General features: G+C 39.1%; 12 protein-coding genes. 6 read left to right on the forward strand and 6 right to left on the reverse strand.

The annotated features are described in order from the left end of the window. Positions 1 to 61 precede the first annotated feature (61 nt). Entirely contained in the window at positions 62 to 421 is a 360-nt protein-coding gene (locus C511_RS0111760) for an ISAon1 family transposase N-terminal region protein (protein ID WP_024997767.1), read from the forward strand. 10 nt (positions 422 to 431) lie between these two features. Then, complete coding sequence (locus C511_RS0111765) at positions 432 to 1,385, forward strand: ISAon1 family transposase (RefSeq protein WP_439709037.1); 954 nt, start codon at positions 432 to 434, stop codon at positions 1,383 to 1,385. Here the strand turns inward: C511_RS0111765 and C511_RS0111770 are convergent. From C511_RS0111770 to C511_RS16750, 6 genes are all read right to left on the reverse strand, one after another. Then, positions 1,369 to 1,845 carry a hypothetical protein gene (locus C511_RS0111770; protein WP_027318180.1) on the reverse strand — a complete coding sequence of 159 codons (477 nt, stop codon included), beginning with the start codon at positions 1,843 to 1,845 and terminating at the stop codon, positions 1,369 to 1,371. The two genes, C511_RS0111765 and C511_RS0111770, sit on opposite strands and share 17 nt — an antisense overlap. After that, positions 1,838 to 4,936: an efflux RND transporter permease subunit gene (locus C511_RS0111775; RefSeq protein WP_027318181.1), complete on the reverse strand. Its 3,099-nt coding sequence runs from the start codon at positions 4,934 to 4,936 to the stop codon at positions 1,838 to 1,840. The genes C511_RS0111770 and C511_RS0111775 overlap by 8 nt, the downstream gene beginning before the upstream one ends. A gap of 13 nt (positions 4,937 to 4,949) precedes the next feature. Then, positions 4,950 to 6,011 (reverse strand): efflux RND transporter periplasmic adaptor subunit, encoded by a 1,062-nt coding sequence (locus tag C511_RS0111780; protein ID WP_027318182.1) that lies wholly within the window; start codon positions 6,009 to 6,011, stop codon positions 4,950 to 4,952. Positions 6,012 to 6,026: 15 nt separating this feature from the next. Continuing rightward, positions 6,027 to 7,361, reverse strand: a complete 1,335-nt coding sequence (locus tag C511_RS0111785) for a TolC family protein (protein ID WP_024997466.1) — start codon at positions 7,359 to 7,361, stop codon at positions 6,027 to 6,029. Between the two features lie 123 nt (positions 7,362 to 7,484). Beyond that, on the reverse strand, positions 7,485 to 8,249 hold the full coding sequence (locus tag C511_RS0111790; protein ID WP_027318183.1) for a LytR/AlgR family response regulator transcription factor: 765 nt from the start codon (positions 8,247 to 8,249) through the stop codon (positions 7,485 to 7,487). Further along, complete coding sequence (locus tag C511_RS16750) at positions 8,246 to 9,097, reverse strand: sensor histidine kinase (protein ID WP_211227694.1); 852 nt, start codon at positions 9,095 to 9,097, stop codon at positions 8,246 to 8,248. The genes C511_RS0111790 and C511_RS16750 overlap by 4 nt, the downstream gene beginning before the upstream one ends. 287 nt (positions 9,098 to 9,384) lie before the next feature. Here C511_RS16750 and bla point away from each other — a divergent pair, with 287 nt between their 5' ends. The 4 genes from bla to C511_RS0111815 all read left to right on the forward strand — a co-directional run bounded on the left by bla (position 9,385) and on the right by C511_RS0111815 (position 18,624). Then, complete coding sequence (gene bla, locus C511_RS0111800; RefSeq protein WP_148297768.1) at positions 9,385 to 10,143, forward strand: subclass B1 metallo-beta-lactamase; 759 nt, start codon at positions 9,385 to 9,387, stop codon at positions 10,141 to 10,143. Between the two features lie 205 nt (positions 10,144 to 10,348). Next, on the forward strand, positions 10,349 to 13,501 hold the full coding sequence (locus C511_RS0111805; RefSeq protein ID WP_027318185.1) for a SusC/RagA family TonB-linked outer membrane protein: 3,153 nt from the start codon (positions 10,349 to 10,351) through the stop codon (positions 13,499 to 13,501). A 23-nt stretch (positions 13,502 to 13,524) separates the two neighbouring features. Further along, the gene (locus tag C511_RS0111810) at positions 13,525 to 15,480 is read left to right on the forward strand and encodes a RagB/SusD family nutrient uptake outer membrane protein (protein WP_027318186.1); all 1,956 of its coding nucleotides are present in this window, start codon (positions 13,525 to 13,527) and stop codon (positions 15,478 to 15,480) included. Between the two features lie 153 nt (positions 15,481 to 15,633). Then, on the forward strand, positions 15,634 to 18,624 hold the full coding sequence (locus C511_RS0111815; protein WP_027318187.1) for a DUF4982 domain-containing protein: 2,991 nt from the start codon (positions 15,634 to 15,636) through the stop codon (positions 18,622 to 18,624). Positions 18,625 to 18,626 lie beyond the last annotated feature (2 nt).

The raw sequence follows: 18,626 nt of genomic DNA on the forward strand, positions 1-18,626 counted from the left end.
GGATCATACCGAAATCCTGAGGGGCTTTGATTGATAATCTTTATCTTTGGCCCAAAAACTTATGAATTACGATATCTTCCTTCGTTTTATCTTTCCCGATGGCATGTTTGATTACTTCAACATGGTTCGTTTCAATGAACTTGCCGATAAAGTTGAAATCTATTTTGAGGAGAAAAATAATCCTCCTGAAGAATATCAACAGGATAAGCTTGAAAGCAAAGGGTTCTATGAGGAAGTTCGTATGCATGATTATCCCATGCGTGGACGGAGCTGTATCCTTTATATAAAGAAACGCAGGTGGTATAACCACACCAAAGAAACATACGTATCCCGTAATTGGTTATTAATGGCTCAAGGCACGCAAATCTCCTGTGAATTTGCGTCTTTTTTAAAAGCTATGGATCGACTCTCGCGCCTTTAGCATCAGCTCATTGGCCGATCACTATGGTTTGGATGCCAAGCAACTAGAATCACAGTACAAGAATCATCTGAGCAATTACAGATACTGGGATCAACTTCCCCATGCAGAAGATTGGATCTTGTTTGAAAAGAATATGGGTGCTCATGTGGGGCTGGATGAAACAAGCCTTTCTCGTGGAGAGTTATACACAATTCTAATCAATAAGGAAGCTAAAGGTAAGAAAGGAAGCATTATTGCTATGATAAAAGGAACGGATGTACAAACAGTCTCGGCTGTGTTGCTCCAACTATCACGCAGACGTCGTTTTCAAGTTCGTGAGATCACTTTAGACATGGCCTCGAATATGCATCAGATTGCACGAATATGTTTCCCTGGCGCCCAGCAAGTGGTCGATCGTTTTCATGTACAGCAATTGGCCTTTGAAGCCGTACAGGAAATGCGTATTAATGCACGTTGGGAGGCCATGGATAAAGAAAATATAGAGATTAGCCATGCTAAGGCTTGTGGAATGCAGTACAAACCTTTGATATTGGAGAATGGAGATACCAAAAAGCAGCTGCTTGCCAGAAGCCGTTATTTGTTATTTAAGAAAGAGACCGCTTGGAGTAGCTCTCAAAGTAAGCGTGCGGCTATTTTGTTTAGAGAATACCCGGATATCAAAAAGGCATACTATTTAAGTATGCGCTTAGGACTCATTTATCATCAGTCCACACATGCTGATGTGGCATTAACCAAACTGGCTCGTTGGTATGATGAGGTTGATAAATCAGGGTTTCTATCCTTTGGCACAGTGGCAAGAACTATACAAACGCATTACTTGAGAATCGTGGCTTTCTTCAAGAACCGTGCAACTAATGCGGCTAGCGAATCTTTTAATGCAAAAATCAAGCAGTTCAGAGCACAACTCAGAGGAGTCAGGGACGTGGCATTCTTCTTATTCAGATTATCTAAAATTTATGCGTAATATGACAATCCCTCAGGATTTCGGTATGATCCTTTCCGAATAGTGTGGATGAATAGGCAAAACTGGCGCCTCCCCCGAAATAGTGTAAGTCATTATGGCTTTCTATATTTGGCATGCTCTGAGATTCTGAAGTCAGATTGTCAACACTAAAATGGCCGTATTGATATCTTAAAGATCCAATTATAGCCCAATTGGACTTCATTAGAATGGGAGCATTGAATGATGCTTTTATATTTTTTCTGTCACTAACAGTCCCTCTATTGTATTCTTCCTTGAGAAGTTTGGATGTAAAGTCGTATGACATGACTTGTTGTACTTCAACATCAATCATTCGCGTGGCAGGGAACTTTTGAGTTACCCTGCCTGCGAATGGTTGTAGTTTAGGCTGTTCTGTATTGTTTTGCCCATGTAGCAATTGTGTATAGAAGCTCAGATATATGAGATAAATTAATTTATTCATGTTGTTTGTTGTGTGAAAATTTAGTTTTTAGGTTGTCAACGACCATATAAACGCAAGGCACTATTAGCAGAGTTAAAAAGAATGAGCTGGTCAAACCTCCAATAATTATCCATGCCATGCCATTTTTAAGTTCAGAACCTGGGCTTTGAGAAAGGGCTAGTGGAAGCATTCCCAAAATCATAGCAAAGGTAGTCATGATAATAGGACGTAAACGTTCTTTCCCGGCTTCGACCAAAACTTGAGTCAAGGGTAAACCTTTGCTCTTGAGGTGATTGGCAAAATCAACTATAAGAATTCCATTTTTGGCGACGAGCCCTAGTAGCATGATGAGTCCGCATAAACTAAATGTGGTAAGGTTGTTCATTGTTAGGGCAAGTGCCAACAGAGCACCGATAATGGCCACGGGTATGGAGAATAGTACAACAAAGGGATATACTAGGCTTTCATAAAGGGCTACCATTATTAAATAAATTAAAAGTATGCCGATACCCAGAGCGAAAATTAAGCTGCTAAAAGCTTCTTCTTGTCTTTTCTGATCACCCATGTATTCAATGGACACACCGGTAGGCAGCGAGGATTGAATCAGCTTTTCTTTTATCTCTTTGACGATGGTCCCGGATGCACGTCCTACTGCTGCCGAATTAATAGTGATAGATGGTAGTCGGTTGGTTCTTTCAAGGATGGAAGAGACCATTGTTTCTTCTATTGAAGCTACTTGGCTAAGGCGAATGGTACGACCTTCTTTATTGGTTAATATCATATCGCGCAAGTTCTCAACAGTTAATTTGTTAGTGTCATCCATCTGAATATTTATAGCGTATTCATTGTCATTCTCTTTCAGATCTATGTTATCATTTCCTTTAAATGCTATATTAATCATTTGTGAAACTTCCTGAATGGTTAATTTCATGCTGCTTATTTTCACTCTGTCTGGTATTATTTGTATTTGTTTTCGTTCGGATTGTGTGCTGTATTTTACATAATCTGTTCCTGGGGTACTTTCAACGATCTTTTTTACTATTTCAGCTGCTTCTTTTACATTCTCCAACGAAGCTCCCTTTATGGCAATTTGTATGGGTGAGTTGCTGCTGCCGGTGATGTTCATGGGCAATGCTGTTACTTTAACGCCGGGAATGGAGCTTTCTATTTCGTTGCGTACTAATACGCCAAACTCATCTGTTGTTATTTCTCTTTTCGTTTTATCTTTTAAAACAATGTCCATTTGTCCCCAATGTGCGTTAGTCGAAGTTGTTCCTCCGCCACCAGTTTGGGTACCGACCAAAGTATATAGGGTTTCAACGTCTTTATTTTTTAGAATAATTGATTCAGCTTGTTTGAGCATCTGGTTCGTCTGGTATAGGGACATATCTGTTGACATTTCCACTTTGATGCTTATCTCACCTCTGTCACCTGAATCGAGAAAGGAACTTCCAATAAAGCCTCCGGGGATCAACCAGATGGAGCCTGCCATTAATGTGAAAATACAGGCAAACAAAATTCGTTTATGTCTTAATACCCACAATAATATGTGGCCGTAAATCATTTTTATGGCTCCAAGAAAGTTTTCGAATTGTATATTAATGCGACCCCACCATGTGCTTTTGTTCAGGTGGTCAACTTTTCCAAAAAGTGATGCCAATAAGGGAGTCAGGGTAAATGAGACGAAGAGGCTAAGTAAAGTGGAGAATACAACAACTAACGAGAATTGTCGGACGAGGTTTCCTACTAATCCGGATGTAAGTGCCATAGGGATGAATACGACCAAATCGACCATGGTGATGGCTACTGCTGTGAAACCAATTTCCTGCCTGCCGTCAATGGCAGCGCGAACTTTGTTTTTCCCCATTTCAAGGTGGCGAAATATGTTTTCCAGTACTACAATACTGTCATCAACCAAAATTCCGACAACAAGAGATAGGGCCATGAGGGTCATCAGATTGAGTGAAAAACCGAAGATACTCATCATCATAAAGGTGGGAATCATGGCAGAAGGAATCGCTACTAGTACAAACATGGAGCTGCGTAAACTATGTAGAAAGAACAACATAACTAAACCGACAATGAATATTGCTAGGATCAGATCGTGCACTACCGCGTCAGCAGATGCTAATGTGTATAATGACTGGTCGGATGCAATGGTATATGCAAATTCTTCTTTTGAATATTCATTAACTAGTTGATTAAGTTTCTCCTTTATTTTTTTGCTTACTTCAACCGTGTTGGCGTCATTTGTTTTAAATATTTGAAGCCCGATTCCATTCACTCCGTTGATTCGATTGATGGTTTTTGGGGTAGCATCTGTATCGACTACTTTGGCGATGTCTTTGATTAACACCTTACTTCCGTTCTTATTTTCACGAATGATTATATTACGAATCATATCGGTAGTTGTAAGATCTGCATTCAAGCGAAGAGATAGTTCTTGTTGCTGTGATGATAATTTTCCGGCCGGATAGACTAGAGATGCTGCATGAAGTGCTTGATATACCTGACTGATAGGTATGTTATAGAAATTTAATTTGTGATTATTGATTTCTACTTTGATTTCACGCGGACTACCTCCGATTATGGAGACTTGTCCAACTCCTGTAACATTGGTTAATCCGGGTAAAATGTTGTCTTCAACCAACTGATAAAGACGAGTGTCTGATAAGTTTGCTGATACAGAAAGGTTTAATACGGGAAACTGATCGGAACTGAATCTGTTAATGACCGGATCTTCAATATCTTCAGGAAGAGTTGATTTTATTTGATTGATCTTGCGCTCTATGTCTTGCTGAACTACTACATCATCAACTTCGGGTTTGAGCTGAATAGTAATGGTTGAGACGTTTTCCATGGAACGAGAGGTTACAATATCTAACCCTTCCACTGTGGATACTGCGTCTTCAATTGGCTTGGTCACAGCAGATTCGATATCTTGGGGTGAAGCGCCTACATAGGTCGTATTGATAGAGATTACACCCGCATCAAATTTAGGCAGTAACTCGTAATTCAAATTTGTATAGCCTAATATTCCAAAAAGAATTAATACAGTGAAGATAACCGTAATGAGAAGAGGCCTTTTTATGGATAGTTCTGTTATTGACATACTAATATGTTACTTATTTGTTAATGACTTTCGTGATGCTGCCTTCTTTCAGATTTATTTGGCCCGAAAGAACTACTTCATCACCCAATGACAATCCGCTGATTATTTCAATATTTTGGTCAGAGGAAATTCCTGTCTTTACTTTCTTTGCGTGAGCAACCCCATGACTTATAATGTATACATAGTTTTCTTTTCGGTCCGAAACAATTGCTTGTTGAGGGATCAATATTGCATTCTCCTCTTGTTTGAGTGTGATTTTGACAGCAACATTAGTTCCGGCTTTTAGCCATTCGTCAGGATTATCAATCAATACATCTACTTGGTAATTATGATTTTCATCTCCATTGGGACTAATATATATTATATGGCCGGATATTGTTTTTTGAGGAAAGCTGGGTAACTCTATTTCCACCTTTTGATTAAGCTTGGCGTAATATACTTCTGTTTCATCCAGGTAAACGGTTGCTTTGAGTTTTGATATGTTAACTATCTCAGCAATAGAAGAACCGGAATTGGCAAACTCTCCTGTTTTGAAATCATTGGTTATAATTGTTCCGCTTATAGGAGCGATTATTTTAGCATTTTCAATTTGTTGTTTGATTTGCTTGCGTTGTACAGCCGTATTTTCAAAATTGTATTTGGCAGAGAGGAGTTCAATTTCACTACTGGCATTTCCTTTATACAAATCTTGAATCCGTTGGTAATCTTTTTTCAATTTCTCATGAGACAATGTGGCTGATTGCAAACTTAACTCTGTGAGTTTAGTGTCAATATGTCCAATAACTTCTCCTTTGCGGACCCTACTGCCCAAATCAATATGTAGATAGCTGATCGTGCCTGCTACTTGTGTACTGGCAGTAGCTCTTTCAACTGGATTCAATCTGGCAGGGAGTGTTTTTTGAATTTCTAATTTGCCGGAGTTTACAATTTTTGTGGTCACTGCAACCGGAACGTTAGAACGATCAACAAGTTGATTGGCTTTGTTGATGGAATTCTTGTTGAGAACTAGCGTTACTATTATTGCAGTTATAGCGATACAGGTAATGATTATAAAGAGGATTTTTGCTCGTTTCATTCTATTCGTTATTTATTAATTATTTTTTAACTGATTATAAAAAGAAAAAAGAGTGCCTTTGTTTTTTTCGTAATCTAGTCTTCTGCTCATGTAGGAGAATAGATTATTGACATACTGTAACTGGGCATTTTTATATGCGTTATCGTCATTGAGGAATACACTGATAGGCGAAGCCCCTTTTTGATAATTTAGGCTTGATGTATCAAGTATTTTTTTTGCTAATTCAAGATTGTCTTTGCTCCCATTTAGATTGTTGTATGCATTGAGAAGATTTTTTTCTGAATTTTGGAAGGTTAATTGATAGCCTGTCTCTGCCAAATGCAGATTGGTGTAGCTGTTTTTTAATACCAATTTACTCTCTTTGATTTTGCTTGATTTTCTTAAACCGGAAAATAAATTCATACTTACGGATACTCCGATGTAAGAGTAATCCTTCCAGGAATCAAAAATGCCTGACATGTCTTCAGAATAACCTTGTTTGCCAGCACGACTAAAGAGGTTTATTGTAGGTAATAATTCTGCTTTCTGTGATTTATAATTGTATTCTAATAACTTTTGCTGTGTTTTGTTGATTTCATATTCGGTAAGATTATTAATATTAAGCGAAGCTATTTCAGGAAAGGATACGTACTGCTCATAATTGGTCGAGTCACTGATGTGAAGTTCGGATTCCAGACTTAATCCCATGGTATACTTTAAATTGTCAAGTGCGTTCTTAATTTGCGTTTCCACTTCATTCAGTTGATATTCTGCTGATTTAAGACTTACGCTAACACGCTCCACATCAGTTTCAATAATGATCCCTTTCTGATGTTTTAGTTTTAATATATTTAATAGTTGAATGTACGATTGTATAATTTCTTGTAACTTTGCTTTGTATTCTTTGTATACAAGTACCTGAAAATAAGCTTGAGCGGTATTAAATATGATGGATTCGCTGTTTTGTATCTGTTGCAGATCGGCTATTTTGATATTCACTTTGCTGCTTTTGATGTTATATATAGCCGGTTGATTATAAATGGTTTGCGTTACTTCTCCATAGATATTTGAGTTGTATTTCTTACCGAACTGCATTGAGATGTCTTCATCGCTTAATACTCCGGCCGGTATAATGTTAGTTTGTAATTTTAGATTGTCCGTAACGGTACTATTTACATTAATTTGAGGTAGATAATAGCTAATGGCTTGTTTTTTTCGCTCTTTGGCTATTATGATATTGTTTTGGTATACTTCTGTGGATGAATGATTTTGTAAGCTATACTCTATGCACTGAACCAATGAATAATTACCTTGTGCGTAGCCTTGGTATGTTATGCAAAAAAATAAAATAGAGAAAAGTTTAATTTTCATATTGTAGCATGAATTTTGAATTGAGTAATTTCGAAATTTATGCGACAAAATTAGTGCTTCGATTAACGGGTTACAAGATGATAAAGGTTGAAGCGGACATAATAGGAGTAGAAACGGGCATTATCAACGCTCTGATAGCCAAGCTTGGAATTCTGTTTTTTTGAGTTTACTAACAATTATGCTTGTATTGCATTGAACAGATAACTTGATGAGAAGTTTCCTGTTAAAGTAGGGCTCTACTTCTTTAATCGCTTCAAAATTAATTAAAAACTGTCTGTTTGCCCGATAGAACTTATTAGGATCAATCATTTTTTCTAATTCTTCTAAGGAATGGTCAATTATATACTTTTGTTCATTGAACGTAAAAATAAAAGAGAGCTCGTCTGCAATGAAAAAGTAAGCAATGTCCGTAACTGATACGGGAAACATTTTGCCTTTATGATGAACTAGAAAGGAGGATCTATTTATTTGAGGGAGTGTTTTGAATAATGTGTTGTTTGGTTCATTGTTTGAATAGTTCATTTGGTAATGTGACTTCAAAAAATCAACTTTAGCCAAACTACTCCCAACAGATTCCATGTCAAATGGCTTTAAAATAAAATAGATACCATTCATTTTAAAAGCTTCTACAGCATATTCATCATAAGCTGTACAAAATATAACCGGACATGTGATGTTGACTTCTTTGAATATGTCGAATGAAGGGCCGTCAGATAACTGGATATCCATATAAATCAAATCGGGCATACTATTTGTCTTAAGATATGTCACTGTTGAACTGATGCTGTCCAATATGTTGAGAATCATTATTTGAGGATTGATCTTTTTTAAAGTTTGAGCCAGATCAACAGCCGTACGTGCTTCGTCTTCAATGATTAGTATTTTCATATATTTGGAATAATAGGTATCGTTACTGTATAATATTTATCGTCTCTGTCTATTTTTATATGCTGATTGCAGAGATACTGATATCTTTTGTCAATGTTAGCTAAACCAATACACGTGGATGGTTCAAATGCTTTTTTAGGTTGCAATGTATTAGAGATTATCAACTGATAATCTTCGGTACTATGTATCTTTATTTCTAAAGGGTGTTCGGCGGATATTATATTGTGTTTTACACAGTTCTCTACAATGGTTTGTAGTGAAAATGGTGGTATGTAATATGAATGATATTTTGGATTAATATCTGTATGTACCACCAATTTGTTTTCAAATCGACATTTTAGCATGAATAAGTATGCCTCTAGGATTGCGAGTTCTTCTCCTAGAGGGACCTTTTCGCTAGATGAAAGTTTCAAAGAATATCGAAGCATATCCGATAAACGCATAATAAAGGTCTCTGCATTTTCTTTGTCGTCGCGAAGCATCACTTTTAATGTAGCTAATGAATTAAAAAGAAAATGCGGGTTGATTTGTTGACGCAATATTTCAAAACGAACTTGAAGGTTTTCGCGGAGTAATCGTTCGTTTTCAATATCTATTTTTTGTTTCTCAGATAATAGATTAAAAGTATACTTAGTAAGTAATATAATGCTGCACAATAGGAAACTAAGAAAGAGTTTTCTATAAGCTGTGTTGTTGGCATATATCTGATTCTGTACAACGTGATTTGTGAGATAAATGGTGAAGTGTGTAGCAGGAATGCCAATTAAATAATAGGTGAATATAGTGACGGCTTTTATTCTTTTTTTTATTGCGGAAATATTTTCAGTTAGATAAGTCGTTAATATCAATAGGCTCCAGTTTACAATGCACACGGCAAAAATACGGAGAAGAATAAAAGAGTAGGTATTATACGAATTTTTGGGATCAACAATTATGTTTATAGCACCTATAATACTAATGATTATAGATGAATAAACGGCAATCTTGATGTTGTATTTGTATTCGGATGTTCTCATTGCAACAAAAATACGATAAAAAATATATTTCTTGTATTTAGTCTTCTATTTTAAGACTGATTTACTATTAAAAATAAATTCATATCTTTGAGGTGCTAATAATGTATAATATGAAACGTATTTACTTACTATTCATTTTCTTTTCTGCGATTTTTCTAAGTGTTAACGCTCAGAAAGGTGTTTCTGAAACAGAACTTTCGCCCAAAATAAAGGTTGGGCCGGGTATGGAGGCTGTAAAACTGTGCGACAGGGCTTACTTTTATGTCTCTTATGATGATATGGGTAGCTTTGGTGTGGTGCCGTGCAATGGTTTGATATTGGTAAATAACGGTGAAGCGGCTTTGCTCGACACGCCTGCCAACGATGAGCGTACTGCTATGTTGGTGAAGTGGATTGAAGAGGGACTGAAGGCAAAGCTTACTACTTTTATTCCCAATCATTGGCACGGTGATTGCTTGGGTGGACTTGCTTATCTGCAAACCAAAGGGGTGAAATCGTATGCCAACCAAATGACTATTGATATAGCCCGGAAAGAGAAGTTGCCAGTACCCGATTATGGGTTCACTGATTCGCTGACAGTGAAGTTGGGCGATATGGATTTGTGTTGTTACTACCCCGGCGGAGGGCACTCTACTGATAATATTGTGGTATGGATTCCTTCTGAGAAGATTCTTTTTGGAGGATGTATGGTTAAGGAGCTTAAAGCTACGGGATTGGGCAACTTATCTGATGCTGCGGTGGCAGAGTGGCCTTCGACTATTGATAAGGTTATGCGTAAATATCCCGACGCACGCATTGTTATACCGGGACACGGTGCTTATGGCAATAGGGAGCTGTTGTTGCATACGCGTGAGTTATTGCAAAAAGCTGAGAAGTAGCAGGTTGTAAAATAACGGATAGAAATGAGCCGTTCATTGAAGTAAATGCTTCATTGAACGGTTTTTTATGCTTTCCACTGATTACAAAATGATACTCTGCTCGTCATATTAAATATGTCTACTAACCAAATTATCAAAAAACTCTATCTCAAAAGAACACTGAAATAACAGCGATATAATTTCAATTAGTAATCTTTTTAATATTATGAAGAGAAGAAGATTTTTATCTTGGGAGTCCAAAGGAATTTGGGCATTCTTACTCCCGCTTTTTGCTTTGTTTTTTATTTCTACGCATGCAAATGCTACTGTTGACGAAGTATCAACGGTGATGCAGCAGCGAATTGTTAATGGAACAATCATTGACGAACTGGGTGAGCCTATGATTGGTGTTTCTGTTCTGATAAAGGGCACCAGTGTAGGAACAATTACTGATTTTGACGGTAAGTTTTCATTGAAAGTGCCGGCAAATAATAGTGTGCTGGTGGTTTCTTACATTGGATACCAAACTCAAAATCTGGAGATCGGAAACAAAAGCAGTTTGAATATTCAAATGAAGCCGGATACCAAAACGCTCGAAGAGGTAGTGGTTATTGGTTACGGTACTGTGAAGAAAAGGGACTTGACAGGTGCCGTTACGTCTATTAAAAGTTCGGATGTAACGTTGAATCCGGGATCTAATCCCATGGAGGCTTTGCAGGGTAAAGTGGCCGGTTTGGATATTACAAAGTCATCTGGTCAGGCCGGTTCCGGTGTGAGCATGCAGTTAAGGGGTACGCGCTCTTTTACAGCAAGCGGAAACCCTACTTTTATAATCGATGGCATGCCGGGTGATTATTCTACATTGAACCCGAATGATATTGAGTCTATTGAGGTGTTGAAAGACGCTTCTTCTACTGCTGTTTATGGTTCGGCAGGTGCCAATGGGGTTATTATTGTTACCACCAAAAGTGGTAAAGAGGGTAAGACTGCCGTTAACTTCAATGTGTTTGGTGGCTTTAATGGTTGGTCAAAAACACCCGAAATGCGTAGCGGTGATAGTTACATTAATGTGTTGAGAGATGCTAATGCGGCTACGGGTAACTGGACTTCTACGGCTGACGACAGTCGTTTATTTACGTCAGACGCTGCCTATCAGGCACATTTGGCCGGACAATATATTGACTGGGCCGATTTGTTGATGCAAACGGGTTACACTCAGAATTACAGTTTGTCTGTGTCGGGTGGAACGGAAAAGACAAAGGCTTATATGTCTCTTAATTTCTCGGATGAGAACGGACAGTATAAGGGTGATGATTATAAGGTTTATTCAACGAATATCCGTATAGATCATAAGGTGAACAACTGGCTTTCGGCCGGTGTGAATATGCAGGCGTCTTATGTACATCAGAATAAGGCGTATGCCAGCTTGGAAAGTGCACTGTGTGCTGTGCCTTTGGGTAGGGCTTATGATGATAACGGTAATATAAACGTGAATCCGGTTGTTGATGACGGTAACGAAATAAACTTGCTGCTTAACACGGCTGGCGGTGTGTATAAGAATCAAAATCAGAACTTGAAATTGTACATGAATCCGTATGTTCAGATTACACCGATGAAGGGGCTGACGCTGATTTCACGTATTAATGGTACGTTGGCGTATTCGCGTACTAATTATTTCCAGGGACAGGGTTCGTATCAGTATTATGTAGCTTCGGGAGCCGATGCTGTGGGTACAAACTCTTCTGTTTATGCTGCTGTTACTCAAAATAGAAACTATAATTATAAGTGGGAGAATGTGCTGACTTATGATTTTACGATCAATAAAGATCATGCTTTCACTGTAACGGGTGTTACAACATGGAACCACAATCAAACGGATAACAGTTACCTGAAACAAGATAATATCACGGATAATAAGTTTTTGTGGCATGGCATTTCTTCAAACTCTGCTGCTGTTGCTCAAACTTCATACAACATGTCGAAAGGTCTGGGACTGGTAGGGCGACTTAATTATTCGTATCTGGGACGTTATTTGTTCTCGGCTTCGGTTAGACATGATGGTTCTTCTCGTTTGGCCGATGGTAACAGATGGGATACGTTCCCTGCGGTTTCTGCCGGATGGAGAATTTCCGATGAACAGTTTATGGAAGGTACAAGAGAATGGCTCGATAACCTGAAATTACGCGTGGGATATGGTGTCACCGGTACGGCGTCTATAGATCCTTATACGTCAACATCTCACCTCGATCAAAGTTATTTTAGCTTGGGCGGACAGAAAGAGCTTGTTTACATGTTCTCTGAAAACTATACGAATGCCAACCTGGGATGGGAGAAATCATATAATACGAACATCGGGGTTGATATGGCTGTGCTGAAAAACCGCATTGACTTGGCTGCCGATTTTTATTATACGAAAACGAAAGGTGTGATATGGCAAAGATATTTGCCTATTACAAATGGCGGATACAACGCTTCTACTCAGTATTATACTAACATGAATATTTGTTCTACTGATAATAAAGGGGTTGAGGTAACTTTAAATACGCGCAACATTCAAACCAAAGATTTTAAATGGAGCTCAACTTTGACGTATTCATTCAATAAGGAAAAGGTGACTTCACTAGCCGATGGTACTTCTAATTATGTAACCAACGGTAATTATACGTTGGCTAAAGGATCTCCTGTTAATTCATTCTATAAGTATAAGATTACCGGAATATGGCAAAAAGGAGAAGCAAGTGATGCGGCTGTATTCGGACAGAAACCGGGTGATATCAAAATTGATATTCCGGGACTTAAGAAATCAGAGATCGGTAAGTATGTAGATGAAGAGGGCGTGGAGTATACGGCCGACAATAAGTATACCATCAGCGAAAATGATTATCAGATCATTGGACATAACTCTCCCGACTGGACGCTGGGATTGCAAAATACGCTTAACTGGAAGAACTTTGATTTAAGTGTCTTTATGTTTATGCGTTGGGGACAAATGATTAATTATTCCATGCTGACTCGTTATGATCCGACCGGAGCTAATAATTTCCCGGAATATTTCAATTATTGGACTGAATCAAATCCGTCGAATGATTTCCCTGCTGCTAATGCCAATATGGCTTTAAAAGATTATACGGGATATTATTCTCTGTCTTATGTAGATGGTTCTTTCTTTAAAATAAAGAATATTACTTTGGGATATAACCTGCCTAAAGATTTGCTGAAGAAATTCGGCTTCGAGAAATTGAGAGTTTATGGAACCATTACCAATCCTTTTGTTGTGGCTAAAAGTCACTTGTTGAAGGATTATGATCCTGAAATGAACGGAAGCCTGAACTATCCGCTTACTAAACAATTGGTATTTGGTTTAAATTTATCATTCTAATTCATAATTAACGAAATATGACGATGAAAAAATATACATTGAGAGCTTTATCTCTCTTATTAATTGTCTTATCAATGTATTCTTGTTCTTTAGATGAATACAATCCTACTGAAGTGACCGGTGATGAAACACTGGCTACATTTGATGGCTGGAAGGGGATGCAGACGTATTGTTATTCTCCTTTGTATGATCAGATGTTTTCTGCATCTGACTATCTGGCGGTTGCTGAGGCCGGAACAGATATATGGCTTACTTCAAAGAATGCTACGAATACGCAACAATTGTTTTATTATGAGGGGCTTACTACCAGTACCAATGCTACAAACAAGCTTTTCAAACAAGCATATTCTATTATCAATACGTGTAATGCTATTATAAATAGAGCAGGCAATGTAGCCGATGGCAATGCCGATGATGTTACGGTGTTGACTGCCGAAACTCATTGTTTGAGAGCTTTCTATTATTTGGTATTGGTTACGAACTATGGAAATGTAACATTGAGTCTTGATGAATCGACTACAAATGCGGTTTTAAATCCCAAAAGAAACTCTGTGGAAGAGATTTATGCGCAAATTGTAAGTGATTTGACTTACGCTGCCGAGCATTTGAAGACTACACCTTATGAAAACAACAGTGCACGTGTTACTAAGAAAACAGCTCTTGGACTTTTAGCCAGAGCGTATGCGCAGGGTGCGGGCGAAGGACTGAAAGAGAATGGGGTTTCTTATTGGCAGCGTGCTAAAGAAGTGGCCGAGGATATGATTGCGAACATGAATGCGTATGGGGCTTACCTTTACGATGATGTAGCTGATGTGTGGGCTCATGCGAATAATCGTACAAATAAGGAAGCGCTATTTGTGGCTTCGGGACCAAGAGCAGGAGAGAGTGATGCTTTTAGCTCGGGTTCGCTAAATAATAAGTTGTTTACTTACACAATGGCCGATCCCAATAAATTGAGTGAGGTGTATAAGACTGCCAGCAAGGGTAACTATTATTATGGTCGTGTGAACAATAACTTGTATGCTCCGTCTAAGTATTTAGTTGATTGTTTCTCTGAATACGATAAACGTTGGGAAAACTCTTTCGTAACTGCTTTCTCGGACTTTTCAATGTCTAAAGTGGGATGGGTTTCTTATAGCAGCAAAACATTAACGTTGACAACTGATATGTGTACCAAGTATGGTATCAATACTGCATTTGTGGGACGTAAGATTTATCCGTATGCTGACGTAAATGCTATTACACGTACGTATGGTGGTAATCAGTATGTGGCATCTATATGGCCTAAAGGTGATCATTCTGGCAACGTTGCCAATCTTGTAACTCCCAAGAATGCTTATGTTCACCCCTATCCGCTGGATGAGGATGAGGATCGTTTTGCAATTTATCTGTCAAAAGAGTCTTTGTCTGCCGAAGAAAAAGCAAAACGTGCTTATGTTTGTATTAATATTGATGACTTGTTTGATGCAGAGGGTAAGTATCGTGAGGCTTCATTCGATGGGACTAATTCTTATCAACTGTATCCTTCTTTGTCGAAGTTCAACTGGTCGTATGATGGGTTGAATTATGGAAGTAATTTGCAGATTAAAACCGGTGATATGTTTATCATGCGTATGGCTGAGGTGTACTTGATTGCTGCTGAGGCTAATGTGGCACTTGGCAATGGCGAGAAAGCAGCCGAATATATTAATGTGCTTCGCAAACGTGCATGTCGCAATGCGGATGATTATGAAAATCACATGAAGCTAACGACTGTTGATGAAGAAGGCATTTTTGATGAATATGCTCGTGAGTTGTGCGGTGAGTTTAGCCGTTGGGCATTGTTGAAACGCCACAAAGCTTTCGAAGATCGCTTGGCTAAATACAACGTGCGTGCAGCAGCCAGCTTTAATAGCAGCAAAAATTATCTTCGTCCTATTTCTTATGATTTCTTGTCGCAGATTGACAATGCTGATGAATATGGAACAAACGGATACTAGTATTATCTGTTGGAAATAACTAACTGAGCGTCCCCTCATTCTACAATCAAATAGAATGGGGGGATGTTTGTTTTTCTAGGTTTATGTACAATTTTGCCTTGTATGGTATGTACTGTTTACCTAGTTTTGTGACTTAATCATAATGAATGTACCATGAAAAAACTTCTTTTACTTTTTGCGCTTATTGGTTGTGTGACGTGGAGTAATGCCAAAGGCCAACGCGTGAAGTACAATTTCAATTCAGACTGGGAAATACACGTTGGAGATATTTCTTTGCAACAGGTTATGGGCGCATCTGCCAAGAGTTGGAAACGGGTTACTTTGCCACATGCTTTTAATGAAGATGAGGCGTTTAGGGTTCAGATATATGAACATACAGATACTGTTGTATGGTATAGAAAGTCTTTTCGTTTGCCTCGGAATGTCGCAGGTAACAAAATATTTCTGGAATTTGAGGGTATACGCTTCGGTGGAGAGTTTTTTGTGAATGGTAAATCGGTGGGGATACATGAGAATGGAGTCATGGCATTTGGCTTTGATATCACCGATTATATAGATTATGGTAAGGTGAACGTCATTTCTGCAAGGATTGATAACTCATGGAAATATAAGGAACGTGCCACGGGTTCGGGGTATCAGTGGAATGATAAGAATTTTAATGCCAATTACGGGGGCATTCCCAAAAATGTTTATCTGCATGTTGCTCCCAGATTGTATCAAACATTGCCTTTGTTCTCGAATTTGAAAACAACGGGTACATACGTTTATGCTCGTGAAATGGATGTGACGAAACGAAGGGCTATGGTTTTTGCTGAATCTGAGGTCAGAAATGAGTTTCCGGTAGCAAAGGAGTTTTCTATGGAGATGTCTGTTGAAGATGCTGATGGCCGAATTGTTAAAACAATAAGCTCGGGTATCTTACAATTAGCAGCGGGTGAAACCACTACGGTGAAGATGGGTACCAGGGTAGAGGATATGCACTTTTGGTCTTGGGGTTATGGTTATTTATATAATGTATACACGGTTTTAAAGGTTGATGGCAAGCCTATAGATGTGGTGAAAACGCGTACGGGCTTTCGTAAAACACGATTTGCAGATGGAAAGGTATGGTTGAATGACAGAGTGATTCAGATTAAAGGGTATGCGGAACGTACAAGTAATGAGTGGCCTGCCGTGGGACTTTCTGTGCCTGCCTGGTTAAGTGATTTCAGCAATAAGATGATGGTGGAAAGTAATGCCAATACGGTGAGATGGATGCACGTTACGCCTTGGAAGCAGGATGTGGAAAGTTGTGACCGTGTAGGCTTAATGCAACTCATGCCGGCTGGTGATGCCGAAAAGGATGTGTCCGACAGAAGGTGGGGGCAGCGTGTGGAGCTGATGCGCGATGCTATTATTTATAATCGAAATAATCCTTCGGTGGTTTTTTATGAAAGTGGTAACGAGAGCATTTCGGAAGAGCACATGGAGGAAATGAAGGCTGTGCGTGATAGGTATGATCCTTACGGAGGAAGGGCTATCGGGTCCAGGGAGATGCTTGATAGTAAAGTGGCTGAGTATGGGGGTGAAATGTTGTATATTAATAAGAGTGCTCATATACCGATGTTCGCTACGGAATATTGTCGTGATGAGGCTTTGAGGAAATATTGGGATGATTATTCTTTTCCTTTCCATCAAGATGGTGAGGGCTCAAAATATTACCGGTCGACAGTTACCAATACGAGTAAACCGCTGGCTGATGCATCAGCTTATAATCGTAATCAGGATTCATTTTTCAAAGAGTTGATAATAAGGTGGAATGATTATTACAGGGTGCGTCCGGGTACAGGCGATAGGGTGAGCTCGGGTGGATTGAAAATTCATTTTCATGATTCGAATACGCACTTTCGTGGTGCCGAAAATTATAGAAGAAGTGGGGTGACTGATGCCATGCGCATTCCAAAAGATGGCTTTTTTGCACATCAGGTGATGTGGGACGGATGGGTTGATACGGAAAAGGAAAGGACTTATATTTGTGGGCATTGGAATTATTCTGATACGATAGTGAAGCCGGTTTATGTCGTTTCTACTGCTGATAAAGTGGAATTGTTTGTTAACGGAAGGTCTCTGGGTTGGGGGACAAGAAGTGATCATTTTCTCTTTACTTTCCCTCGTGTGAAATGGGAAAAGGGAGTGGTTGAAGCGGTAGGATGCAATGAAAAAGGTGAGGTGCTGAGCAGGTCCAGTAAAGAAACGGCGGGTGAAGCTGCAATGATTCGTCTCAAAGCGATAACGGCCCCCGATGGATTCAAGGCGGATGGTGCCGATATGGCTTTGATTGAGGTTGAGGTGACTGATAACGAAGGCAGACGGTGTCCGCTGGCTAATCAGATAATTCGCTTTGAGTTGCAGGGTGAAGCTGAATGGCTGGGAGGTATTGCCAAAGGTGAAGAGGGAAACTATGTTCTTTCGCAGGAATTACCGGTGGAGTGCGGGGTGAACAAGGTGTTGATTCGTTCTACCAAAAAAGCCGGAAAGATTAGGCTGGTTGCATCTGCTGAGGGATTGACCGGTGCTGATGTGAATTTGCAAACTTCGGCTTTTGAAACAAAAAATGGATTGTCTGCTTATATTTCGGGGGAGCATTTGCCGGTAAATTTGTCACGTGGAGAAACTCCCAAGGGTGATTCTTTCCGAATGTCTCGTCGGGCTGTAAAGATAGTCGGGGCAACTGCCGGCTGTAATGAGGGGTTGGTTTGTAATAGCTTTGACGACAATGAGTTGTCTGAATGGGGCAACGACGGAAGGAAACAAACGGCTTGGATAAAATATGAACTGGAGGAAGATGCATTGCTTAACGAAGTGGAATTAAAACTTACGGGTTGGAGAATGCGTAGTTATCCCATTCGTATTTGGATGGATGATGAGTTAGTTTATGAGGGCGAAACGCCTAAGTCTCTCGGTTATATAACTCTTCCTCTGAAACCGGTAAAGGGTCGTTTCGTGAAGATTGAGTTAACGGGCATGAACAATGAGCAGGATGCCTTTGGGGGTATTATTGAGGTTACCGGAAAGAAGGAACTGGATTTGTTTAAAGACCCCAATGCGACTGATTCAAAAGGACAGTTGCGAATTGTGGAGGTGGAGTTTTACAAATCTCTTTGATT

It is taken from the genome of Bacteroides graminisolvens DSM 19988 = JCM 15093, from assembly GCF_000428125.1.
Lineage (GTDB): Bacteria > Bacteroidota > Bacteroidia > Bacteroidales > Bacteroidaceae > Bacteroides > Bacteroides graminisolvens.